Origin of the sequence: Roseibium album, assembly GCF_001404515.1 — a bacterium.
Classification (GTDB): domain Bacteria; phylum Pseudomonadota; class Alphaproteobacteria; order Rhizobiales; family Stappiaceae; genus Roseibium; species Roseibium album.
In genome coordinates this window covers 124444-148648 of record NZ_CXWE01000003.1, presented here as the reverse complement: position 1 = coordinate 148648, position 24205 = coordinate 124444, and the positions used below count along the sequence as shown (strand labels likewise).

Annotated in this window: 21 protein-coding genes; 6 read left to right on the top strand and 15 right to left on the bottom strand. The window is 56.6% G+C overall.

Features of this window, described 5'->3' with window-relative positions:
- Positions 1–5: 5 nt before the first annotated feature.
- Positions 6–923: an AraC family transcriptional regulator gene (locus tag LA5095_RS10125; protein WP_055114595.1), complete on the bottom strand. Its 918-nt coding sequence runs from the start codon at positions 921–923 to the stop codon at positions 6–8.
- A 170-nt stretch (positions 924–1093) separates the two neighbouring features.
- Here LA5095_RS10125 and LA5095_RS10120 point away from each other — a divergent pair, with 170 nt between their 5' ends.
- The 3 genes from LA5095_RS10120 to LA5095_RS10110 all read left to right on the top strand — a co-directional run bounded on the left by LA5095_RS10120 (position 1094) and on the right by LA5095_RS10110 (position 3329).
- Positions 1094–1900: a cysteine hydrolase family protein gene (locus LA5095_RS10120; protein WP_208992638.1), complete on the top strand. Its 807-nt coding sequence runs from the start codon at positions 1094–1096 to the stop codon at positions 1898–1900.
- 228 nt (positions 1901–2128) lie between these two features.
- A complete protein-coding gene (locus LA5095_RS10115) occupies positions 2129–2788 on the top strand; it encodes a carbonic anhydrase (protein ID WP_408008832.1) in 660 nt (219 codons plus the stop codon).
- Positions 2789–2810: 22 nt separating this feature from the next.
- Positions 2811–3329, top strand: coding sequence for a DinB family protein (locus LA5095_RS10110; RefSeq protein ID WP_055115538.1), 519 nt, complete (start codon positions 2811–2813; stop codon positions 3327–3329).
- Between the two features lie 95 nt (positions 3330–3424).
- Here the strand turns inward: LA5095_RS10110 and LA5095_RS10105 are convergent, their stop codons facing one another.
- The 3 genes from LA5095_RS10105 to LA5095_RS10095 form a co-directional block, all read right to left on the bottom strand.
- Positions 3425–5455, bottom strand: a complete 2031-nt coding sequence (locus LA5095_RS10105; protein ID WP_158510362.1) for a M10 family metallopeptidase — start codon at positions 5453–5455, stop codon at positions 3425–3427.
- A 443-nt stretch (positions 5456–5898) separates the two neighbouring features.
- Complete coding sequence (locus LA5095_RS10100; protein WP_055114590.1) at positions 5899–6795, bottom strand: catalase; 897 nt, start codon at positions 6793–6795, stop codon at positions 5899–5901.
- Positions 6796–6866: 71 nt separating this feature from the next.
- Positions 6867–7826 carry a catalase gene (locus tag LA5095_RS10095; protein ID WP_208992637.1) on the bottom strand — a complete coding sequence of 320 codons (960 nt, stop codon included), beginning with the start codon at positions 7824–7826 and terminating at the stop codon, positions 6867–6869.
- Between the two features lie 121 nt (positions 7827–7947).
- On the opposite strand from LA5095_RS10095, the gene LA5095_RS10090 reads away from it, so the two are divergent.
- Positions 7948–8391, top strand: a complete 444-nt coding sequence (locus tag LA5095_RS10090) for a MarR family winged helix-turn-helix transcriptional regulator (protein ID WP_196879743.1) — start codon at positions 7948–7950, stop codon at positions 8389–8391.
- 31 nt (positions 8392–8422) lie between these two features.
- Here the strand turns inward: LA5095_RS10090 and LA5095_RS10085 are convergent, their stop codons facing one another.
- From LA5095_RS10085 to LA5095_RS10065, 5 genes are all read right to left on the bottom strand, one after another.
- Positions 8423–9307: a glycerophosphodiester phosphodiesterase family protein gene (locus LA5095_RS10085; RefSeq protein ID WP_055114588.1), complete on the bottom strand. Its 885-nt coding sequence runs from the start codon at positions 9305–9307 to the stop codon at positions 8423–8425.
- 81 nt (positions 9308–9388) lie between these two features.
- The gene (locus LA5095_RS10080) at positions 9389–10492 is read right to left on the bottom strand and encodes an extracellular solute-binding protein (RefSeq protein WP_055114586.1); all 1104 of its coding nucleotides are present in this window, start codon (positions 10490–10492) and stop codon (positions 9389–9391) included.
- A gap of 136 nt (positions 10493–10628) precedes the next feature.
- The gene (locus LA5095_RS10075; protein ID WP_055114584.1) at positions 10629–11456 is read right to left on the bottom strand and encodes an ABC transporter permease; all 828 of its coding nucleotides are present in this window, start codon (positions 11454–11456) and stop codon (positions 10629–10631) included.
- Positions 11453–12307, bottom strand: a complete 855-nt coding sequence (locus LA5095_RS10070) for an ABC transporter permease (RefSeq protein ID WP_055114582.1) — start codon at positions 12305–12307, stop codon at positions 11453–11455. The genes LA5095_RS10075 and LA5095_RS10070 overlap by 4 nt, the downstream gene beginning before the upstream one ends.
- Complete coding sequence (locus LA5095_RS10065) at positions 12304–13356, bottom strand: ABC transporter ATP-binding protein (protein WP_055114580.1); 1053 nt, start codon at positions 13354–13356, stop codon at positions 12304–12306. Before LA5095_RS10065 ends, LA5095_RS10070 begins: the two co-directional genes overlap by 4 nt.
- A gap of 167 nt (positions 13357–13523) precedes the next feature.
- Here LA5095_RS10065 and LA5095_RS10060 point away from each other — a divergent pair, with 167 nt between their 5' ends.
- Complete coding sequence (locus tag LA5095_RS10060; RefSeq protein WP_055114578.1) at positions 13524–14678, top strand: ROK family transcriptional regulator; 1155 nt, start codon at positions 13524–13526, stop codon at positions 14676–14678.
- A gap of 10 nt (positions 14679–14688) precedes the next feature.
- Here the strand turns inward: LA5095_RS10060 and LA5095_RS10055 are convergent, their stop codons facing one another.
- The 3 genes from LA5095_RS10055 to LA5095_RS10045 form a co-directional block, all read right to left on the bottom strand.
- Positions 14689–15810 (bottom strand): mandelate racemase/muconate lactonizing enzyme family protein, encoded by a 1122-nt coding sequence (locus LA5095_RS10055; protein WP_055114576.1) that lies wholly within the window; start codon positions 15808–15810, stop codon positions 14689–14691.
- Positions 15807–16904, bottom strand: coding sequence for an alcohol dehydrogenase family protein (locus LA5095_RS10050; RefSeq protein ID WP_055114574.1), 1098 nt, complete (start codon positions 16902–16904; stop codon positions 15807–15809). The genes LA5095_RS10055 and LA5095_RS10050 overlap by 4 nt, the downstream gene beginning before the upstream one ends.
- Before the next feature lie 134 nt (positions 16905–17038).
- Entirely contained in the window at positions 17039–18043 is a 1005-nt protein-coding gene (locus tag LA5095_RS10045; protein ID WP_055114572.1) for an isopenicillin N synthase family dioxygenase, read from the bottom strand.
- A gap of 164 nt (positions 18044–18207) precedes the next feature.
- On the opposite strand from LA5095_RS10045, the gene LA5095_RS10040 reads away from it, so the two are divergent.
- Positions 18208–19149, top strand: coding sequence for a LysR substrate-binding domain-containing protein (locus LA5095_RS10040; protein WP_055114570.1), 942 nt, complete (start codon positions 18208–18210; stop codon positions 19147–19149).
- 20 nt (positions 19150–19169) lie between these two features.
- Here the strand turns inward: LA5095_RS10040 and LA5095_RS10035 are convergent, their stop codons facing one another.
- The 3 genes from LA5095_RS10035 to LA5095_RS10025 form a co-directional block, all read right to left on the bottom strand.
- Positions 19170–20885 carry a methyl-accepting chemotaxis protein gene (locus LA5095_RS10035; RefSeq protein ID WP_055114568.1) on the bottom strand — a complete coding sequence of 572 codons (1716 nt, stop codon included), beginning with the start codon at positions 20883–20885 and terminating at the stop codon, positions 19170–19172.
- Between the two features lie 174 nt (positions 20886–21059).
- Complete coding sequence (locus LA5095_RS10030; RefSeq protein ID WP_235808768.1) at positions 21060–23087, bottom strand: oxidoreductase; 2028 nt, start codon at positions 23085–23087, stop codon at positions 21060–21062.
- A gap of 223 nt (positions 23088–23310) precedes the next feature.
- Positions 23311–24204, bottom strand: coding sequence for a DMT family transporter (locus LA5095_RS10025; RefSeq protein ID WP_055114566.1), 894 nt, complete (start codon positions 24202–24204; stop codon positions 23311–23313).
- Position 24205 lies beyond the last annotated feature (1 nt).

Here is a 24205-nt window from a genome sequence, read left to right as displayed (position 1 = left end):
AGGATTTACCTTTGTGAAATTTGCTGTTGCCGGTACTGAATCGGACTTTGGCCTGTGCGCTGTTCAAACAACCGGCTGAAGGCAGTGCGACTGCTGAATCCGACCGAGTGCGCAATCGTCTTGACGGGCAAATCACTGTCGCGCAACAACCTTGCGGCACGGTGCAACCGCAAATCGCGCAAGAGCTCGATGGGGCCGCTTCCATAGGCAGCGGCGAATCGTTGAGCGAAGGTCGATCGGCTCATGCCGACGCGCGCAGCCAGGCTTTCCACTGTGTGCGCGTCTCCCGGAGCGTCCAGCAGTGCCCGCAGCGCTTCCCAGACCGATGGATCCCGAAGGGCGGCCATCCAGCGCAGGCCTTCGTCGTCGTGCACAACGCGGCGGCGCAGCAACTCGATCATGCACTGCGTCAGCAGGGACCGGATCATCGCGCGGCTTCCGGTTGTCGGCCGGCTCAATTCCTGCAGGATCATGTTCAGCACGGGGCGCAACGGGTTGTCAGGGTCGATCCGCTCGACGATCGGGCTGCGTATGAGATCGATGACGTCTTCTGCACCGCGCAAACCCACGCGTACACGCGCGCAAAGCGCGATAACCTGATTGTCGTCGCCGCCATCTCGAGAAACTTCCAGCACGTGTCGCAGTTTGAGCTCTGCCGGATCACATTTGGGGACCGGTTCGCCGGGCCTGCCGAAGCTGCGCAGCGCATGGCTCTGGAGAGCGGGAATGAGCACAAGACTTCCGGGGCTGACCTCGATGGCCGGTTCGCCCCGGATCAGGATCGCGCCTTCCCCGGCGAGAATGTAATGCAGCGTGGCATTTGCATCCTGTCCCAGACCCAGATCGCATTCGCCACGCAATTCGCAAACAGCGAAAGGGTCTGTCGTGAGCTCAAGCTGATCGAATACGTGTTCGAAATTCATGTTGTGACACTGCACGCCTTTCGGATGAAAAGATACAAAATTTGTCCTTTTTGTCTCTTTCTCGGACGCAAAGATACATCATGTCTTTCAAGTTGAGGTCATTGACATCAAACCTGGAGGATTTGTCGATGTGCAATTGTCACGATCACGATCACGAACATGAGAACGAAATGCGGAAGTCGGGAGTTTCGCGCCGTGCCGCGCTACGCGGTGCCGTGGTGGCCGGAGCGGCGGGTGTCGCTGCCACCGTTGCAGGAAACGCATCGGCAGAAACGGCCAACCCTTATGCCGATCCGGCGGAACCGGCCTTGCCACCCTCGGACATGAAGCTTGATCTCAAGCGCGCTGCTCTCGTCGTTACAGACCCGCAGATTGATTTTCTTCATCCCGATGGTGTGACGTGGGGCGTGATCGGTGCGAGCGTGGAAGAACACAACACGGTCGATAACATCGAAACGCTGTTCAAGTCCGCAAAGGAAGCGGGTCTGACGGTGGCTGTTTCGCCTCACTACTACTACCCGACGGATCACGGATGGAAATTCGAAGGTGCGCTTGAGAAACTGATGCACAAGATCGGCATGTTCGACCGCAAGGGAGCCCTGACGACTGAAGGTTTCGAGGGGTCCGGCGCCGACTGGATGCCGCAATACAAGCCATACATCAACGATGGCAAGACCATCGTGACATCACCGCACAAGGTTTATGGCAACGACACCAACGACCTTACGCTTCAGCTGCGCAAGAACGGTGTGGACCAGGTCATACTCGCCGGGATGTCGGCAAACTTGTGTACCGAAAGCCACCTTCGCGAATTGCTGGAACAGGGCTTCGAAGTGGCCGTGATACGCGATGCAACGGCAGCAGCGAAATTGCCAGAAGGTGATGGATACCTGTCCGCGATCATCAACTTCCGCTATATGGCCAACGCTGTCTGGACCACGGAAGAGGTCGTGCAAAAACTCAAGTCTGCCAGCTGACAGGCCAGAGGTTTGCGCCGGTGCACGTGACCGGCGCAAGCACGATCCGACGATCTGACATGAAATGGTCACCCGTGAACCGGTCCGTCACGGTGTTCCCGTGATGTGACGGAGATCCTGTTCTCCCAACAGCGTAATCGCGTTGGCTGATTTGCATTCCCTTTGGCAAGTGATAAGAACCTCCCCACCGATGATGCGCGCACCCAGTGCTTTCAAGGAGGCTAATCGTTGACTTTTCCCGCATCTCTCATGGACGGCTATGAACGGTACCTCAGCAAGGGCTTTGTCCGTTACAAGGAAACCCACGAGCGTCTGGCTGTCTACGGTCAAAAGCCGGACATTCTGGTGATTTCTTGCTGCGACAGCCGGGTGACACCTGAAGGGATCTTTCATGCCGGGCCGGGCGAATTGTTTGTCGTGCGAAATGTTGCCAATCTGGTGCCGCCACATGAGCAAGCGCAGGGTCAGCACGGCACGAGCGCCGCGATCGAGTTCGCCGTGGACAGCCTCAAGGTCAAGCATATCGTTGTCATGGGCCACGGTCAGTGCGGTGGTGTGAAAGCTTTCCGCGAAAATGCGAATTCGCCCATGGCTACCGGCGAGTTCATCGGGCGCTGGATCAAGCTCTTGGAACCGGCTGCAATCGCCATGGCCTGCATGCCGATCGACAAGGCGGATGACCCTCAGCTCGCCATGGAATATGCCGGTGTTCGCCAGTCACTGAAGAACCTTATGACCTTTCCCTTTGTGGAAAGAGCTGTCCGGGAGGACGGTCTTCTGTTTCACGGTGCCTGGTTCGATATCGGCTCCGGAGAACTCCGGCTTATGGACCCGGAAACACAGCGGTTCGAAACAGCCGGTTCCGGATCGACCGAGGATGCGGACTGAGGTTCGCAAACGGAGCAGCACAATGCAGATCGATCCAGGCCTTTACCAACGCATGGCTGCCTACAACAACTGGATGACGAACAAGATCCATGTTGCGGCAGACCAAATGAGCGATGAAGATCGCAAGCAGGATCGGGGCGCCTTTTTCAGGTCGGTTCACTCAACACTCAATCATATCCTGTTCGCAGACCGGGTCTGGATGAACCGGTTTTTCGAAAAGTCCTACAAGGTCAACGGTATGGGTGTTGACATCTTTGACGACTATCTGGAATTGCGCCAGGCCCAACAGGACATGTGCAGCGATATCATCACCTTTGCCGACCAGCTTTCAGTAAGTTGGCTTGCACAAACGATGACCTGGACCAGAAGCACGGATGGTGTTTCGCGCAGTCGTCCCCGATGGCTGCTTGTCACGCACATGTTCAATCATCAGACCCACCACCGTGGTCAGCTTTCAACCCTGTTCGTGCAGGCCGGTATAGATATTGGCGTTACGGATCTACCATTCATGCCGGATCTGATCAGCGATTTCGGTGGCTGACCCCGGAATTCAGATTCTTCATCTGCAACAGGTTTTGCAGAGCGAATTTGTCCGGTCATGCGTCGGATCGGTGCCGGTGTTGCACGCGTCACAACTCAGGAAAATTCGAACTCGTCGGCCGAGTATGCGGATCCGTCGGCAAATTCATACCGTTCAATGTTTTGCCCAAGGTCGTTTACCGTGACCTGACCCGTGCCGTCGTGCCAGGAGAGAAGCAGCATGTCGCCATCGACGATCGTGGCTTCGATGTCCGACGGCATCAGGCTCTCGAAAACCAGGCTGTCAGAGCCCTGTTCGAACAGTTCCTCGATATAAGTTCGGCCGCTATCCGTTGAAATCCGGTAGGTGTCGCTTCCGTCACCACCAAAAAGTTCCTGTTGTCCTGACGTGGAAGGGCCGGGATCAAGCAGGTCATCGCCGTCCTTGCCAAACAGGATGTCGGTTCCTTCTCCCCCAAGCAAAGTGTCGTTACCTCCACTCCCCCGCAGGTCATCGTCGCCGCCACCGCCATCCATGCGATAGTTGACGCTTGCATCGTTTCCGTAAACCCGGTCCGTCTTTTCAGCACCTTCAAAGGCTTCGAAGCCGTACCATGAAAGACCTACGGTGTTGAATTTCGAACCGTTTTCGATCATCAGGGTGTCGAAGCCGGAGCCGCCGATGTCCCGGGGTTTGTGGTCGTCCCAGAACACCTTGCCGCTCGCGTAGTAGACGGTATCGTCGCCCTCCTGGGCAAAGAGTTGATCATAGCCCCAGATGCCGCCACGCAAGAAATCATTGCCGGCGCCCCCGGTCAGGACGTCGTGGCCGTCACCACCTAGAAGAGTGTCGTTCCCGGCGTTCCCGGTCAGAATGTCATTGCCATAGCGACCTTCCAGAATGTAGTCGACGGTTCCATCGTCGCCGATCGCCCTGTCGTCACCGCCACCACCCCAGAAATGTTCGATGCCGAATTGCGAAAGGCTGTCGGTCTCGAAGTATGATTCAAGTGAAATGATCAAACGATCATACCCCGGACCACCCAGGTCGATCGGCGCACCATCCTTGAAAAAGACGTCCTCGTTCGTCGCCATGATGGTGTCGTCTCCCGGGCCGCCGAACATCAGGTCGACGCCGTTCCATCCGCTGAGAAAGTCATCTCCCTCGCCACCGATCAGCGTGTCGTTACCGTCGTAGCCAACCAGCAAGTTATCGGAGGAATTGCCGATAATCTCGTCATTCCCGTTTCCACCGTAGGCGCGTTCGATGACGGCACCGCGTGCGATGACGAGATTGCCCTTTCCGCCGGCGAAGTCCGACGTCGCTTCCTGGTTGAGATCTATGCGCTGGTCACCGCTATATCCGAGAAATCGAATGAGATCTTCACCACCGGAATCGAAGATGGTCGCAGTGGCATCCGGACTGATTTCGTAAAAGCCTCGCTCGTTGTAATCACCGTAGACATTGGCGCCGAATATCCTGTAGTCCGGATAGATGTAGTCCGGTTCTCCGTAAAGGTTCTGAACCGCCAGAATGTCGGCAATCATCGGTGTGACCGGATAGGCGAAACTGGCATCTATCGAGGTGTTGTCGGTCTGGCTGAACGCGGACATGACGGATGATTGCCAGGAATCGTTGGCATAGTGATTGTCAACGCCATACGTGGCAGTGTCTTCGTAATTCCCGGCATGACCCAAACCAAGAGCCTGCCCGATTTCGCGCAGATACATGAAATAGGCAAATCCGGGAACCCCCGTGCCGTGGGTTTCCAGATAGGACAGGGGAATGTTGACCTCAGATGAGAGAATCATGCCTCCGCTGGTTTGGGATGTCGCGGATGCATTCGTGTTTTCATCATTGAAGGTTATCTGAGCAGCACCGGAAACGTAGACGAATTCCAGATCGGCGACATTCGACCATTCCGTGAGCGCACGTTGCGCCAGGGACTGCCCTTCTTCGCTGAGACCATCGATGTTCACCGACACCTGATTGCTGCTGCTTGTGTCAAACGCTCGCCTCAGTCCACCCTCGTTCAGCCAGTAGCCATCGGTCAGTTGATCCGCAATCTCGTCGAGCGAGAAAAAAGGCAACGAGGCCTGGTCGAGGTTTTCCGCATGGCTTTCTGTGCTGGTGGAAGGGTCAGGCATTGTTTCGTCCACTGATAGGAAGGCTGGATCAAAGGACGGCTTCGTCATGATGCATTACTTCCTGTTTGCGGACGGAAAATGCCGGTTGTTCGTGGGGCATTCGTTCATAAAAACCACCGGTTTTAACATTATGGCCATGAGTTTTCTGCAATTCTCATGTTATTGCTTTTGAAGTATTGGATTGCAGGAAGTTTTTTTCAATTAAAAATAATAAAACTCAAATTTCGTGAAATAAAAAAGTAATATAGATCGAATTTATAGGTAAATTTCTTGTTCGAAGTAAAGTCTATTTCTGCAATTGATCGAGCTGACCGAGATGCGCCGTGCCAGGAATATCCGGGCACGGTAACAAGAAACAAACCTTCATCGCAGCGCCCGGTGCCGGAAGCATCGTACCGACAACAGAGATCTTCACGGAACTGAGCCAGACACCATACGGATGGTCATTCAGTGCGACGCGATTTCGATTCCGCGTAGGCAGCACTGCGCAAAGCAAAAACCTTGTCACCTGGAGCATCGACACCTTTTGCCAGATGCGCCGGATCAAACACCCGCAACTGACTTTCCTTGCCGTCGTCCAGGTCTTCGATCTCTATTGTTCCAAGGACAATTTCCCGGTGTTCTCCATCCCAGGGAACTGTCGGGTCCCGGACCTCGTCTGCCGCATTTGCAACGATCAGCTTCAGCACCCAGCAGACCGGGCCATCGGCCAATTTGAGGGTCATCGCATCCCGGAGAAAATCGTCGGGAAAGACGGCCAGTTCCTCCGGCGTCAATCCGGTGCGACCAGCCGTCGGTTCAAGGACCAGCCGGGCAGCAACCGACGCATTGTCGATTGAAAAACCGTAAGCGTGTCCCGAGTGGTACCGCTCGGTGGAATAACAGCGGCAGGGTGAGGTGGACTTGAGATACTCCTGATGTGGCACGGTATTCGGATTGGCAGTGTTGAAGGCCTTCACCTTCTCCGGATTCGGACCTCCGATCTCAGGGTCAGGTGCGCGGGCGGCGAGGAAGTCGACGAACTGCTGTGCGCTATTGGCGAAAAAGACCGGAGCAGAAATCAGCGCCAGAGACCAGACCTCCGACGCGCCGCCTATCATCAGTCCGATACCGCGCACGGTTGGACTTTTGTCACTGATACCCGGCTTGCCGCCGCCAACCGAAAACCTGGCCGCGACCGGCTGTTCGGACTGAAGAAGGGGGATTTGAACACCCGCATTTGTCTGTGCCGGGATAAAGCGGCCGCTGACCGTAAATCCCTTGGCGTGCGAAGCGCGAAAACTCTTGTGGCATCCAAATGTACCGTTGAGTGCATCTATCAGCTTTGTGGCCTGTGTCATTTTTTGTTTCCTGGCGGGAAAGAGGAAATTTCAATATGTTTCGGGTGTGGCTGGTTGAGGAAAACGGAAGGTCATTCCTTCTCCGAAAGCCGCTTGCCGACACCGATCGCATAAATCAGAGAACGGGCTTCAAGCATCCTGTCTTCCGATGGCTCGAAGCCCTGGCTCAAAACCGTGGGGTCGTAGTTGATCGCATCGCACCGGCCATCCGTTTCGGTCATCGCGGACGTCACGACGAACTTGCCAGCGTTGATCCGTTTGTGATCGCCTTTCCACGGAACCGCCGGATTGTTCACCGGATCACCCGGATTTGCGATCGTGATCACCATGTTCCAGGCCACTTCTCCGGCCTGCAGGTTTGCCAACATGTTCTGAAGGAAAAAGTCCTTGGTCGGGTCAAGCGCAATCTCGTGCTCTCCCACCGGCATGAAAGAGAAACGGATGGCTGTCTTCTTTCCAGTCTGGTCAACCAGGTAAAAGCTGTTGATGCTGTTGTAGGTTGCGCCTTCATATGGACGGAGCGATTTGTCGAGTGCTGCGTGATAGCTTTTGTGGGCCCGCAATTCCGGGCTTTTTGCTGAGAACCGCGCAACTGCCTCTTTGCCGGTTGCCTTCGCACGCATCAACTCGGTGAAGTCCTCGGGCGTTGCGACGGGGAAAAAATGTTCGGTGTTCATGTTGATGATATGCACGTCGTCGTCAGGTGTCGTGATCTCCATAGCCAGGCCGTAGTGACCGAACTTGTCGTCGGATGCCTCATTGTTCCCGCCCTTGTGGGAAACCCTTCCGATGACCGTTGATGTTCCGGTGAAAAGCGGGCTGACGGAAAAGTCGCGTATTGCCGCGTCCAACGGCTGGAATTCGCCTTCAATGCAATAGCCCTTGGTGTGATTGCGGCGCTTGCCTTTTGTCACGCCAAACACGTCCTGGAATGCGGCAAATGCACTTTCCGCGTTTGCGAGCGGATCTTCGGCAAACGAGGTGCCTGGGGTCAGGGCGATGCAAAGTGCCATGAAAGCCGGTTTGAACATTAGTGGTCTCCTCGTTATTAATTAGAAAACAAATTGTTCGTGCACTAACATTATGCGTAAAGATAATCAAGTGCTATATGCTGACATTGTCGTCAGGCAGCACCAACCAAGGATCACTCACTTGTCAGAAAAATCGGCAGTCTCGGAAGCAGCAGAGATTACGCTCGATTCCCAGTTGTGTTTTGCGCTCTATTCGGCATCCAACACGATTGATCAGTATTATCGCCCCTTGCTGGAGCAGCATGACCTTACCTATGCCCAGTATATCGTGCTGATGGCGCTGGCGGAAAAGGACAATGTCTCGATCACCAGTCTGGCGAATCGCCTCGGCCTGTCAAAGGCAACGATGACGCCTCTGCTCAGACGACTGGAGGGACGAAATCTGCTTCGACGGGAGATGGCGGAAGGTGACGAACGCCAGAAGTTCATTCACCTTACGCCGGAAGGCAGGGAATTGTGGAGCGAGAGCTGCAAGGTCACGGACAAGGTGTTTGAAAAGACCGAACTGACACCGGACGAGGCAGCGACGCTTGTCGCCCTGTGCAAACGTATCACACGTTCTTGACCGCTCCGGCCATCAAAAGGTGTGACCCGGGCTAAAGGCCCTGGATCGCCGAAGCCGGTTCCGCCTTGCTGTCGGCATATTTTTTCAGCGCCTCGGGGTGGTCCGTCTGTAACAGCCGGGCGCCTTGACGCATGAGGCGGCCCCAGCCCTGGTCCGGATCAGACAGCGACGGAGTATCTGTAACGACAGCAGAGGGCACTTCGTCGAGAGTGTTCAGGAACAGGTCGGTTCCGGCTCGATGGGCTGCCTCGGCATATCGTTCGAAAGTTGTCCAGGTATCGCACAGGATCTCCACCAACGGTGTCGGGCGTGTCTGCAGGAAGCCGAGAAAGGTTTCCAGAGTGTCGCCGGTGACATGCAGCACGGGCTTGATCAGCAATCCAGTCCGTCGTTCCAGATTATCCAGATATTCCAGGTCTTTCGGGGTTGCCACCACGGTCTTGAGATTGACGTGGTGACGGCTTTGGTGTGAGCGCACATATTCGCAGACAACTTCAAGATCCCTGAAGTGCTTCACGTCAATATCGACATAGATCCTGTCCGAACTCACATTCAAGAGATCGCCGAGAAGAGCAGGAAGAGAGGATGTGAATTCTGCATTTTCTCCACCCGCGCCTTCCTTGAGAAAAAGGCCCGTCAGGTCAGCAGCCTCGGATTGAGCCACGACGTGAGGTTGTCCCGTCATGCGTTCGACCGAATCGTCGTGAATGCAGACAAGTTGCCCGTCCGCGGTTGCCTGGACATCGATCTCGACAAACTCGTATCCGTTCCGGATTGCTAGTTCGACGGAACGGATCGAATTCTCCGGTGCTCCATGCCAGGCGCCACGATGGGCGACAACGGCGAGTTTCCAGGACCGGTCGGCGAGAAAATCGTTCAGCGGAGGGCGGGCGACGGGTGTCTGTTGAAAATTCATATGGCTACTTCGGTTGGTATCGTTGTTTTGAAGTTTGCGGTTCCGCGATTGCCGCGAAACCGCCTGTGACAGTATTGCGCGTTAGCGCTCCAGGATCACGTTCTCGATGAAACTTTCCTCAACTGCCTTGCGAAATGGCTGGCCTGCCCATGGCTGCCGGTTCGCGCGCTGGTCGTTTGGCACAAGGGCGTTGCTGTCGTCAGCCTCGGCATGCATCGGCGCGGTGCCGAAATCACGGTTGAACATGGTCTGTGTGTCCGCGGATGTCAGCCAGTTTACGAAGACGGCAGCCGCGGCAGGATGCGGAGCATTGTTCGGAATGGCAATGCCGTTGCCACCGCCGTTCATGCCCATTTCAGGGATGTAGAACTTGATTTCAGAGCGCACTTCGCCACGTTTCTGCAATCCGGCGAGGTGATCTTCCCAGGCCGGCACCATCCAGAGTTCGCCGTCGCTGACGCGAACGATACTGTCGGCGTTGGAGGCTGTGACAACGTAGTTTTCGGCGTTGTCGTTGAAGAAGCCGTAGCCTTCCTCGACTTTTGCCAGCTTGCCGTCGGAGATCTCTCCATTCGAGAAATCAACACCGGTCAGACTGCGAAGCGTATTTTGATAAAAGGACGGACCAGAGCCGCCTTTCTCGTAGTTGAAGCCGAATTTGCCGGGATTCTCGCTCCAGAAGGCTGCGAATTCCTCGGGGGTTTGCGGCAAGTTGTCGGCTGAAACTTTCGCCGGGTCATAAGCGATGCCGGTCTGATTGCCCCAATAGGCCAGCACGAAGTCGCCACCGTCGATGCCAACCAGTTCCGAGACCCGGCCGTCATCGGCCGGCAGCATCTTGAGCGGTGAGAAAGTTGCTGCCAGATCCACGGTTTCAAAGTCACTGTAACCCCAGGCAAAGACGTCAATGTCACCGACTTCACGGTTGCGTTCCGCGATGAGCTTTTCAGCATTTCCGGCAGATGTTCCTTCCGGAATCGTGACATCGATACCATATTCGTCTTCGAACGATTTGACGGCGCGGCGCAGGTCGTCCTGCAGGTACCAGACGTACCAGGTGAGTTCACCTTCCGCCTTTGCCTGGGTAACGATATCGTCCCAGCTCATGCCGGAAAGGTCGGAAGCTGCGGATGCACTGACGCCGATGGCCAGGGCTGTGGTGGAAAGGATGAGAGTCTTCAACATGCCGGTTGGTCTCCGTTAAGCTCGAAACAACCTGCGTCCGGCCGGACACAGAAGAGTTGCTCCAACATTTTCAAGTCGATCAACTTCTGACACCCAATCGACGCCGACCGGATTAGTGTTGATCTTGGTATTCTCGTCAGCCCTTTCCCGAACTCAGTGCCGGATTGGCCGATTTCAGAAGCCGCTCCAGGATGAGCATCAAGATGACGTTGGGCACGACGAGAATGAGGGACAACACGGCTGCATTCGGTCGAACGAAGTCCTGTCCGAGCGTCCCGTAGAGCAGTGTTGGAATGGTGGTGAAGTCGGGCGAGCCGACGATGAAAGCGAGTGCGAATTCCTCGATCGACTGGATAAAAACGATCAGGAGCGAGGCGAAAATGCCCGGTTTGAGAGCTGGCAGATAGGCCACTTTCCAGCGTGCCCAGGCGCTGGCTCCAAGGTCCCGCGCCGCGTCGATATGGTCACTGCGAACCTGCTCGAAACTGACTGTCATGATACGGATTGCGTAGGGCATGAACACAATCGCATGGGCAAACAGGATCGCACCGAAACGCCATGTGTGCAGGCCAAGCTGGTAGAGCATCGACGTGAAGAAAATGGAGGTGACGAAAGGTGGCACGATCAGCGGCAGCAAAGCCAGGATCTTGCAAACTTCCCGGCCCGGGAACCGGATGCGGCCAAGCGCGAAAGCCGTCGGCATCGCCAGGGCGAGTGCCGCGATGGCGGCGGAAGGTGCCAACAGGTAGGAATTGACGAGCGCCGTCTGCAGCGACGAATTTTCCCACATGTCCTGCCATCGGTAGAATGACATGACCGGTGGCACCAGCTTGTCGGCGGTCCAGGGTTCAGCCGGATCGACGAGCGACCAGAGGATCGCCATGGAGAAAGGGACAATCAGCCAGATAGCGGTGAGGCTGACAAGCAGAACCAGCAGGATCTGGTTGAGACGTTGAGCGCTCATGCGATCCTCCCGCGCATCACGATCCGGCTGACGGCTGCAAGCAGCGCAGATCCGGCGATGGCAATGATCATCAGGCTGACGCCGACGACAGCGGCATCGTTCCAGCGACCGCCATCCTTGAAAAACACCATCAGCTGTGAGAGCGACTGTCGGTTGGTTGGCCCCGCGATCACCTGGAAGCTGAAATCGGCCAGTGCGCCGATGAAGATGATGATGAGAGCCGCCTGCATGGCCGAAACGGTGAGCGGGGCGATTACCTTGCGAAACCGGTCGAAACTGCCAGCGCCCAGATCCCGGGCCGCGTTGAGGACATCATCGGAAATGCTCTGGACGGCGCCGGTCAAGAGGAGCAGCGCGAAAGGCATGTTCTTCCACGTTTGCAGGATGAGAACACCGATTGCATTGCGGTCGTTCTGAAGTCTGTGCGGTTCATCCCAAAGGCCGATACCCTGAAGCAGCTGGTTGAGAATGCCGTGATAGGAAATGACGTTGATAAACAGAAAGGCGACGACCAGACCGTGCACCAGAAGGGGCGCTTTCAGCATTGCGCCAATTGCAAGTGAGCCTGGAAACGGCTTGCGCAGCCAGATTGCCAGCGGGTAGGCAAAGGCCACAGACAGAAATGCACTGATCACCCCGATATAGATCGAGTACATCACGGCGCGGCTGAACACCTTGCGGTCCAGCATCCTGTCCCAGAATTCGAGCGAGAAACTGCTTTCTCCGGCCAGGTTGTAATAACCAAAGGACTGCGCAGCCGCGATATAGACCGCGACACCGATAAAGGCGACGATCAGACCGATGCCCGGTGTCAGCAGGCTCAATACGAGCAACCACTTCCTCAAGGTCATGCGAGGGCCTCCAGAAGAACGATCTGGTCGGATCTCAGCGAAAAGGTGACCGTGTCCCCTTCCCGGATCGACGGCTGGTTGGTTTGGATCCGGTATCCGTTGCCGCCGTCATCCAGATGGAGGTCGGTGAAATGTCCCTGAAAGGCCCTGTGCGTTACCCGTGCGCTCAACCGGTTTTCACCTGTGGCCGTCAAGTCGGCATGTTCCGGGCGCCAGCAGATTTTTACCTTTCGTCCCATCGGCGGCGCCCCGGAATTTGCTTTCAGCGGACCGAGGGGCGTTGACAGTTCGACGTCCCCGTTGCCATTCGTCGATGTGACGTCCGCTTCCAGGACATTGGCACTGCCGATGAAATCGGCGACAAAACTTGTTTTGGGGGCGCTGTAGAGTTCTTCCGGTGTGTCGGCTTGTTCGATCTTGCCGCCATTCATGACAAAAACCCTGTCCGACATGGCAAGGGCTTCGGCCTGATCGTGTGTCACGTAGATTGCCGTCAGGCCGAAATCACGCTGGATGCGGCGGATTTCGATGCGAACCTGATCGCGCAACTTGGCGTCGAGATTGGAAAGAGGTTCATCGAACAGGATCACGTTCGGGCGCATGACGAGTGCCCGACCGAGGGCGACACGCTGCTGCTGTCCACCGGAAAGCTGGTTCGGCAGTTTGCCCAGATGCAGCGCCAGATCCAGATTATCGATTACGGCATCCAGGCGTTGTCTGCGCTCTGCCGGAGGCACACGCTTCTGCCGAAGGCCAAATTCCAGGTTTTCCAGAACTGACAGGTGCGGAAACAGGGCGTAAGACTGGAAACACAGTGCGGTGTCGCGTTTTTCCGGCGGTGTGCGGGTAACATCCACACCCGAGAGATGAATGGTCCCACCGGTCGGCGTCAGGAAGCCGGAGATCATCTTGAGAAGGGTTGTCTTGCCACATCCCGATGGCCCGAGAAGCGTTACGAATTCACCAGCTGCAACTTCGAAACTGACGTCGCGGACAGCGACAAAGTCGCCGAAAACCATCTTCAGGTTGCCTGCTGTTATCCCGTCCATTATTCGCCCTCGCTCCCATTTCCTTACCCGTCGAATAATATCACTCTCAGTGAGTAATAACATTTATTACTCACAAAGTGTAATAAAAATATGACAGGGATTGGCGCAGCTGGTGTGGCTGGTTAGGATGGGCGGGTGATTCAATCTGCGACTTCGGGAAACAATCAGTGACAGCACTTTTTCGGACTCAACAAGCCTCTGAAAATGCTGGTTATTTTCCTATCGGGCCGAGCAGTTCGGCAATTCTTGAAGCCGTCAGGGTGAACGAACTTGTCGCGCGTGCGGACCTGCCGCCCCTGACCGGTCTGTCTCAACAGACGGTTCACCGGCTGACGGAAGATCTGCTCGAAAAGGAACTTCTCCAGCGTTGCGAACCGGTGATCCAGGGGCGCGGCAAACCAAGTCCGAGGCTTGCGGTCAATCCGTCCGGAGCCTTTGGCTTCGGTGTTTCGGTCGACACCAATTCGGTGGAGGCGGTCTGGATCGACCTTGTCGGGCAGATTCTTTCCAAATCCAGGATTGACGTGTCTCCGAACGATCCGGAAGCCGTCATCGCAGCTGCCTACGAGACCGCGACAAGCCAACGCAAGGCGCTCAATATCGATCCGGTACGCGTCGCGGGCTGCGGAGTTTCGACACAGGGGTTCAGGATCACGAGGGAAAATCTGTTCACGACCCCGCTTCCGTTGAACAAGTGGACCGGATTTGCAATTGAAAAGCGGGTTTCGGAAGTCTTTGGTTGTCCCGCGCATGCGGAGAACAATGCGACGCTCGGAGCGATTGCCGAATTGTGGAGTGGTGCCGGAAAGACCTATCCGACATTTGCCTACCTCTCCTTCAATCACGGATTTGGTGGCGGCCTGGTCATCGAGGGCAAGCCCTTTTACGGTTTCAACAAGAATGCAGCCGAACTGACGACGTCCTTTCCGGCCGAAGAACGGGCTGACCGTCCGGCACTGCAGTACCTGATCACGGAGCTTCGGGAGAACGGGGTCGATGTGCCGTCGATCGACGTGTTGAAATCAAACTTCGACCCGCAATGGCCAGGCGTCAGAGACTGGGTGCAAAGGGTGACGCCGGCACTCAACCGGATTGTCGGCAACATCTACGCCATCCTTGACCCTGCCGCGATTGTTTACGGCGGTGAAGCGCCGCCCGCGCTTCGTGAGATGCTGATCAATGCCACGTCCATCGGCGAACCGGACAGGTTTGGCAGGAACATCCCCGGCCCGGTTTTGATTCAATCGCAAATCCCGGCGGAACCGAGTGCAGTCGGCGCGGGCATTCAGGCAATCCGCAGACAGGTTCTCAATCAGGCCTGAAACATGTGGGTCAGTCCCAACTGGCCACAGGGTCGCCAAGAGCCGCGCGATCAACGGTCAGACCAAGGCCCGGGGCCGCCGGAGCAAGCACTCCTCCATCGACCAGCGGTGCGTCGAACTCCGCCAGCTGTTTCGTGACCATGTCGCGGCAATCAAGTATGCATCGCAAGATCTTTTCAGGGACGGTCTGTCCGAGATGGGCGACCGCGGCAAATGCAATCGTCGAGCCGACCGTGTCCTGCACACTGATTGTCATTCCGGCCGCTCGCGCCGTATCCCTTTGCCGCCGGCCGGGCGTAAGACCACCGGCCTTGGAAATCTTGAGACCTATTCCGTCGCATGCATCCAGAGCTATCGCCTGGGCCAGGTCTTCATCGGTCTGCATCAGTTCATCCAGGATGATCGGAACCGGGCAGCGAGGCCTTAGTGACAGGGTTTCCCGCCAGGTAGCGCAAGGGGCTTCCAGAACGAAATCCAGTCCGTGAGGCAACAGGTTCAGCATTCGCAGAGCCGTTTCCGGCGTCAGGCCTCCATTGGCATCGACCAGAAAAAACTCGTCAGGCTGGCGATCCGCCAATGATGCCTCGATCCGCGCGGCGTCGAGCGCGGGACCACCTTCGCCGTCAAGCGCGCCGACTTTCACCGAATGACCCAGAAATCCCTTGGCACGATGTTCGGCTACACGCCTGCGCATATCTTCCGGTGATCCGGCATGGATTGAAGAAATTGCCGGCATGCGCCGGGCCGTGGTCCCACCCAGAAGCATCCAGCAAGGCATGTCGGTTGCCTTGCCGAGAATATCCCAGGCGGCAACATCCAGTGCTGTTTTGGCATGGGCGTGGCCCGCCAGGGCGCTGTCCATGACATCATAGAGCCGTTCAACCTGTCTCGGATCGCGTCCAACAAGAGATGGAGCAATCTCGGCAATGCCGGCGCGCGCGCCCAGTGCGTGAGCGGCGATGTAGTTTGAACCGAAGGGTGTCGATTCTCCCCAGCCTTCAAGACCGGTATCCGTCTCCATCCTGACGATCGTGGCGTCGAAAACAGAAAACTTGCGCCCCCCGGACAACATGTAAGTTCCACCGGAATAGGGGAGGTCGGCCTGGAACAGATCGATCCGCCGTATTCTCATGCCTCCACCTGCGGCGGAACCAACACCAGTTTCCCGGGATAGGTTTTTGCGAGAAAGTCCTCCTGTGCGTCGGCAATATTCGCCAAGGGATACTTCCTTGACACCAGCGGTCGGATTTCACTGTTTTCAATGTAGGTGACCAGGTTTTCAAAAACGGCGTCTTCCTGAAAAGTGCAGCCGAACAATGTCAGGTCCTTGAGATAAAGCGTCCGGACATCAATTTCGGAAATAGGTCCGGCGATGGCGCCTGCTGTCGCATATCGACCGCCGCGCTTCAGGATCTGCAGGTAAGTGGGCCAGGCTTTTCCTGCCACCAGGTCAATCACCACGTCAACGCTGCCTTCTCCCAATTCTGCCGGCAAGTCCGCGTCGCGGTCTATGACTTGATCCGCACCGAAAGACAGGACGGCTTTTGCCTTCGCGCTGGACGACACGGCGATCACCTGTGCGCCGCGCCTTTTTGCGAGTTGCACTGCAGCGGATCCGACACCTCCCGAGGCGCCTGTTATCAGGACCCTTTCAGCTCCGACCGCCGCCCGGTGCAACATGTTTTCAGCGGTGGAATAGGCACAGGGAATGGAGGCCAGTTCCTCGTTGCTCCAATCACAGGAGACGGCGTGCGTTTCCCGGGCCGGGGCAACGCAAAACTGTGCAAAACCGCCATCGCATTCCGAACCGAGTGTCCAGCACTCGAAGGGACGATAGTCGACATAGCTTCGCAACATGTTGCGAACGATTACCCGTTCACCCAGGCGCGTATCGTTGACTTTTTCGCCGACGGCAACAACATGACCGCAGACATCTGCACCCTGGATGCGCGGGAAGGACATGGGAATGCCCGACCACGTGGCATCGGCGTCAGCAGCATTTTCGAAACCCTCTGCGCCGCCCGCATTGGTGCTGTCGGTGACCTTCTTGGAATACCAGCCGATCCTCGTGTTGATGTCGGTATTGTTGACCCCTGCTGCCGAGACCCTGATCAGGAGTTCCTCCTTGCCGGGGCGGGGCACCGGGACGTCGGTCCGGTATTCAAGTGCTTCAATCCCACCGTGGTGCGTCAGCAGCACTGCAGTCATCGTGTCGGGTAGCTTCATGCACGTTTCCTATGAGGGGTAACCGCTGTCCACACCACGGCGCTTTTATCCAACCATATCGGGAGTTCGTACGCCGTGTTCCCCAATTAGCAGATGTCAATGTGTGCCCGTAACTGCAAAAAATCCACCATTGGTCAGGCGGGAACTTTCTGAAGATGCGGATAGCTCTGGACGAACCGCCCGTATTTGTGGGCACCGCAAGTCACCGCCTCATAGCGCGCCGGATTGTCCTGCGAGACGCAGGAAGGAAGAGGCGAGAATTCGGCATCGTAGTCCGCATCAATGAAAAACGGGATTGAATAGCGTTCGCGCCCGCTGGTGTTGACCACACGATGCAGGTTCGCCAGGAACCGGTCATTGGTCAGGCGCTGCAGCAAATCGCCGATATTGATGACGAAGGTGCCAGCGATGGGCGTACCCTCAACCCACTGCCCGTCGCGGTTCATGACCTGCAGACCACCGACATCGTCCTGTGCCAGGATTGTCAGGCTGCCGTAGTCCGTATGTGCACCTATGCCGATGATGCTTTCGTCCACGATCCCTGTTTGTGGAGGATAATGCAGGAGACGCTGGATGCTGATCGGGTTGCGCATCCTGTTTTCGAAGAAGTCCGGTGCCTGATCAAGACTGCGGGCTATCCCGGTCAGTATTGTCATCGACAGTCGTTTCATTTCTTCATGGTAGCGATAAACCGCATCGCGAAATCCGGGAATTTTCGCTTCGTCCGGCCAGGGATTCGGTCCGAAGAAGGGACAGTCAGGCTCGGATTCAGGACCAAGGTCGAAGCACTCCTTGAGGTCCTTGGTCTTGCCAGGGTCAGTGTTTTCGCCGAAGGGCTCTATGTAGCCGCGTAACGTCTGGCCGGATCTGGAAACGTGCAGATCCATTTTCTCGGTATCCGGCAGTTTGAAAAAAGCCTTGGTCTGATCGAATGCATCGTCAACCACGGTGTCGGCGATGCCATGGTTCCTGACATACATGAAACCCGCATTGGCCAGCGCCCAGTTGATTTCTCCGGCAACCTTTTGCGGATTGCTTCCATCAATCAGTGGGGCCAGATCAACGACGGGGATTTTGTCGAACGACTGACGGGTGGCGTGCAAGGCGTCGGCGAGCATCGGCGTATTCGGATTCAGCATGAAAGATCCTGAAGGCTTCGAGTTCGTTCCTGACCTTATTTCTCGAGTTCATCGCCCAGGCTGGCAATGACAAAAATATTCATCTTGAGTCAAAAAAACTAATGCAGATATCTCAAATGGTCCTTAGGATGTTACATCGCTGCCCGGATTGAGGTGAGATCGATTTGCCTAAGCGTCCGTATGATCTGCCACCGCTGAGCTCATTGGTCAGCTTTGAATCTGCCGCCAGGCATATCAGTTTCAAAAAGGCCGCGGCCGAACTGAATGTTACGCCGGCGGCGGTCAGCCATCAGGTGAAAGCGCTCGAACAGGATCTGAACAGCGTTCTCTTCCGCCGCCATCATCGCGGCGTTGAACTGACCGAGACAGGAGCCTATCTGCTGGTTTCGCTCCAACGCGGATTTGAGGAGATCAACGGTGCTCTGGATCAGTTGAGAGCACGGGCGTGGAAAACATCCGTGACGATCCGGGCGACGACCGCCATGAGCGCGTTGTGGTTGACACCCAGGCTGGCGCAATTCTGGAAGTCGCACCCACACATCTCGGTATCGCAGATCGTCAGTGACGCCGACGAAATCGAACCGGACTGCGATCTCAGTATTCACTACGGTGATATGTCCAGTGATACCGGGCTGTGCCGGGCATTGTTCCATGACCGTATTTCAGCGTTGGCGAGTCCGCGTTTTGCTGAACAAAACAGGATCTCGACAATCGACGATCTGGCAGCCCTGCCGCTGATACATCTGGACGCCGGCGGAACAGACTGGACCGACTGGCAGGACTGGTTCGCAGCGCTGGGCTATGGAGGAAAGCTGAGAAACAGCCACCGGGTCAACAACTATGTTATCGCGCTCCAGGCAGCGCAGGATGATATGGGCGCAGTTCTCGGTTGGGAAGGCTTGACCCGTTCTTTCGTGGAGACAGGGCGCCTGGTGAAACTGTTGCGGGAAACCGTTTCGTCTCCGCGTGACTACTACGTCAAACTGCAACCCCATGCGTCCGAACAGGCAAGGCTGGTATTCAACTGGCTGGCCGCGTCGTCCGGGCGCAAAGAGGGTGAGGCGGAGAGCGCCGGTGCGCGGAGACCGGAGGCCTCCGCGCGATAACGATGCTTCAGAAGCGTGCCTCAGGCGGCAGCAACATTTTGCAGGAACGACTCGACTTCCCGTTGCAGTTCCTCGGTGCGCGTGGACAACTGCTCTGAGGCATCCAGAACCGTTTGTGAAGACTCCGACGTCTCGTTTACGGTTCCTGACAGATCAGACATTCGCGATGAAACGAATGTGGTGCCTTCGGCGGCTTTCTGCGCGTTTTGAGAGATTTCGCCCGTTGCCGATCCCTGTTCGTTGACCGCAGAGGCGATGGTGCTGGTATAGGAATTCACCTCCTCCATGATCGTCGTTATTTCCGCGATCGCGCTGACGGATTCCTTGGTCGCATCCTGGATGGCCGTAATCTGGGCACCGATCTCCTCAGTTGCCCTGGAAGTCTGTGTCGCGAGCTCCTTCACTTCGGCCGCAACAACCGCGAAGCCCTTGCCGGCTTCTCCGGCCCTCGCCGCTTCGATCGTGGCGTTGAGTGCCAGAAGGTTTGTTTGTTCGGCAATCGCCTGGATCAGTGTCACGACCTCACCGATCTTGGAGGCTGAAGATGCAAGACCTTCGACCTTTTCGTTGGTGACACGAGTGCCCTCTGTCGCTCTGCTGACAACTTCGGTCGTCTGGGCCACCTGGCGGGAGATTTCTCCGATCGAGGCGGAGAGTTCCTCGGCTGCGCTTGCCACGGTTTGGACGCTTGAGGTCGCATCGTCGGCCGAATTGAGGGTTTCCGTGGCGCTGGTCGCGCTTTGACTTGAAAGGTCGGACAGGCGTCCGGCCGTACCCTCCAAGTTCTGGACGGTTTCGTTCACCGAATTCAGAACGTTCGATACATTGCTGCGGAACCCTTCGATCAATGCCTGAACACTGTTCTGGCGCTCATGTGCAGCGACTTCCGTGTCTCGTTGCTGATCGGCAAGCGAAAGGCGTTCCACGGCTCTTGTCTTCAGTGTGTTGACGGCCTGAGCCAGCGCGCCGATCTGATCGGTTCGTTCCTTGAAAGGAACTTCTTCCTCCAGATTGTCCTGAGCAATCTGCGTGGTGATTTCTGCAAGTTTTGTCACGGGGCGCAATTGCTGACGGATCGCGAAAATCAGAAGCAGTACAGAAACGATCACCACCGGAAACGCCAGCATTGCGTAGCCGCTCATGAGTTCCCAGACGTTCGCCTGCACAGCAGCTTTTTCGACCCCGGCATAAAGAATGCCGATGATATCACCCTGGCTGGCAAAGATTGGTTTGTAGACCGTGAAATAGTCCTTGCCGAGGATCGTTGCCTGACCGTAGAACGTCTTGCCGCCGGTCACGACCGGGTAAACGGCACCCTTCTGGCCCAGAGGCGTTCCAACCGCTCGTTTGCCGTCGCCCTTGATGATGTTGGTGGTCTTGCGCCAGAAGTCGCGCGTTTCCGGATCCCAGGCAAAAACAGTAGCCGTCTCACCGGTCATCCGGCCGATTGCATCGATCATCTGATGATTCTCGAACGCAGGAATTTCGGCCAGTTCGATCCGCGTGACGTTGCCGGCATTGTTCCAGCTTACATTCGTTCCTTCAACACGTTCTTGAAGGATCGTCGCGGCGACGCGCAGGTTGACGTCCTGTTTCTTGATGGCAGCAGATTGAGCCTGACCAAGCGCCACCTGATACAGGATGAAACCGACGACAACCATCGAGATTGTCAGCACGCCGGCCGAAACAATTGCCAGCGTGGACGTAACGCTCAAACGAGCATAAAGACTTTTCATGAAATTCCCCTATAGCCTCTCGCAGGGGATCGTAAATTTTCAAGGTAAATATTCGGCAAATGACTTCAATTTTTACTTGTATTCTTTTTTTGTTCGCGCGTCCTGTCTGATCCGCTGAAAGCAGGTGATCCGTGATCGCTTCGGGTTGCCGGCGACAAGAGGTCCGGAAGCGATTCAAACCGGCACACATATGCGCAAGGCGTCCAGGATTGCGGCATGCATGTTGCGGCTTGCGATCGCGTCGCCAACACGTGCCAGATCGAATTTACCTTCCGGATTGGTGTCCGGGAAGGCGATTTCTCCCCTGATCAGAGCAGTGTGATTGATCTGACCGAAATTCTTAGAAAATGGCTTGAGCTCATGATAAAGCCCGTCCATCGGAGTAAGGCCATGCTCTACAACCACGTGATCGACGTGACGAGCGGTGATTTCTCCGGTCAACGTGTGACGCAGGTGCACCTCTATCCTGCCACCCTTTCCGGTCAGCTCCGCAATTTCTTGAAGGCACGTGAATTTGACGCCATTGGCCGACAGATCTCGCAAGGCAACAGCGCTTGTGGTCGGGCCAAGATCATGCAGCAGCGTGCGGTCGGGTGTTGCAATCTCGACAGAGCTTCCGGCGCGCGACAGAAAATCGGCAGTGACCGCAGCCGGATGATCGCCGACCTCGTCAAACAGAAGGATTTCTCCCGAAACTCGAGCTTCACCGGACAAAACGTCCCAACTGGAAACGGCGAGTGCAGCACCGGGAAATGTTGGAGGTGCCGGCCAGCCGCCGGTCGCGATGATGACGAGATCCGGCATCTCGGAAATCACTTCGCCGGCTTCCGCATAAGTGTTCAGGCGGAGGTCGACCCCAAGGGTGTTCACCTCCGAGATCAGCCAATCCACGACCCCCTGGACCTGTCTGCGCGTCGTCCCCCTGGCGGCCAGTACCAACTGTCCTCCAAGACGATCGGAGGCCTCGAAAAGGACAACATCATGACCCCGGTGAGCACAGACACGCGCAACTTCGAGTCCTCCGGGGCCTCCGCCCACAACGACAACTTTCCTGGGCCGTTCACTGGCTGACAGGACGTGAGGCAAGGTCTGTTCCCGCCCGGTTGCAGCATTGTGCCCACAGACGGCAGGTTTGCCCTGATTGACCCTGTCGACACAGTAGCCGAGGCCGACGCAGGGACGAATGCGGACTTCCTCCCCGCGTGAAAGTTTGGCCACCAGATAGGGATCGGCCATCTGGGCGCGTGTCATTCCAACCAGATCGACGTGACCTTCAGCTATCGCATGTTGTGCTGTGGCAATATCGGCAATGCCGCCTGCATGAAGGATGGGTAGGTTGACGGCCTCGCGGATGCGTCCCGCCACCTCGATATGTGGAGCAGATGGCAGTCCCATTGGGCGTACCCATTCGGCAAGGCCCAAATCATCGTACGGAGCACCTGCAAGAATGTTGAGCAAGTCGACTTGACCGGTTTCCTCAATCAGCCGGGCAGCGGCAATGCAGTCCCGGGTGCTCAAACCGTCCCCGGTGAGTTCATCTCCGGTGATGCGCATCGAAAGGACAAAGTCCGGGCCAACTTCTGTTCGCACGGCATCAATCACCTGCAGCGTCAGACGCATTCGATTTGCAAGAGGACCACCATAATCGTCTTCGCGCCGATTGGTGAGCGGAGACAGAAACTGTCCCAACAGGTGCGAGTGGGACAGCAATTCAATTCCATCGAAACCACCTGCCTTGCACCGGCGCGCCGCCGCGGCGAAGTCATGGACGATACGATCCATGTCTTGCAATTCCATCACCTTGGGGAACGCACGGTGGGCACGTTCGCGCACGCCTGAAGGTGCCAGGACCGGAAGCCAATGCCCGTCGTCCCATGCCGTTCGGCGACCCATATGGGTTATCTGGCACATCACAGCCGCGCCGTGCCGGTGTACGCCATCGGTCAATTCCCTGAACCATGGCACGATGCTGTCATCGCCAGCATAGAGCTGACCGAAAACCGAGGGGCTGTCCGGCGCGATGTTCGTCGATCCGCCGATCATCGTCAGGGCAACGCCGCCTTTCGCCTTCTCTTCGTGGTACAGCCTGTAGCGCTCACGCGGATGACCGGCTTCGACAAAATTCGGCGCATGCGACGTGCTAATGATGCGATTGCGCAGCGTGAGGTGTTTCAGCCGAAACGGTTCGAGCAATACGGACACGTCCATTTCCCCTTGACCGCAACCTTGATTCGCAGCGTCGTCCGGATCCCCGGTGTGCTGCCGGGTGACTTTGACCAACTTTTCTCTCGGACAGGCTAGATTGCAATCTCTGGCGATTGTTTACATTTATCGACGCTGCTGCGGAAAAAGGCGACGTCCTCGGGCTTGTCCGGCCCATGCATGTTGTTCACGACACCATGCACTATTGTTGCTGCGAATTCTCTCAGACGACAAACAGCAGCGCGCTCCCTGCAACGACGAGGACAGCACCTGCCCATGCACCCAGAGCAGGAAATTCCTTCGTCCGCCACCACATCATTGGCAGCATCACCGCCGGGGTCGTTGCTGATAGTGTTGCGATGATGCCGACTTCGCCGCCGGAGAGAGCGAAGAGTATCAGGGTCATGCCGATGCCCATGCCCAGCAGGCCGGAAACCGCAATGATGCCGATGACGGGAAGCGTGAAGCTTCCAGCAGGCTTGACCCAACTGAATGGCAGACGCGTCAACAAGACGAGACCGAGTGCAGCCACTCCAACGCGGATACTCGAGGCCGCAACGGGGTCTGCGCCGGTTTCCATGACAGGGCGGGCAATCAAGGACCCTATGGACTGTGACAGCGCTGCGGCAATGCCAAACAGGACACCAACCCAGAGCGGGCCCTTGATACTTTCCCATTTGTGCAGCTGCGACTTGCGTTTGCCGAAACGAATCGCCAGCAGCACACCGAGAAAAATCAGCACGATCCCCAGAACCTGTATGGCGGTGAGCGTTTCATCCAGGATCAGCCAGCCGAGTATTGCAGACATGGGTGCGTTAAGTGCGAAGAGCATCGCCGTGCGGCGCGGACCCATTCGGTTCAGTGTCAGAAACAGGGCGGTATCGCCCATGAAGATTCCGATGAAGCCTGACAGGATCAATGGCGATAGGTGGCCGCTGCCGATTGAATTCCAGCCATCGGTCAACATCACCCAAACGCACAGCATGATCGTGACGAGAACCATGCGCGTGCAATTGAAGGCGATTGCGCCAAGGTGTTGAGCAGGCGCAGCAGACAAAAGTCCGGTCAGGGCCCAAAGACTGGCGGCTCCGAGAGCGGCAGCTTCATAGAGATACATG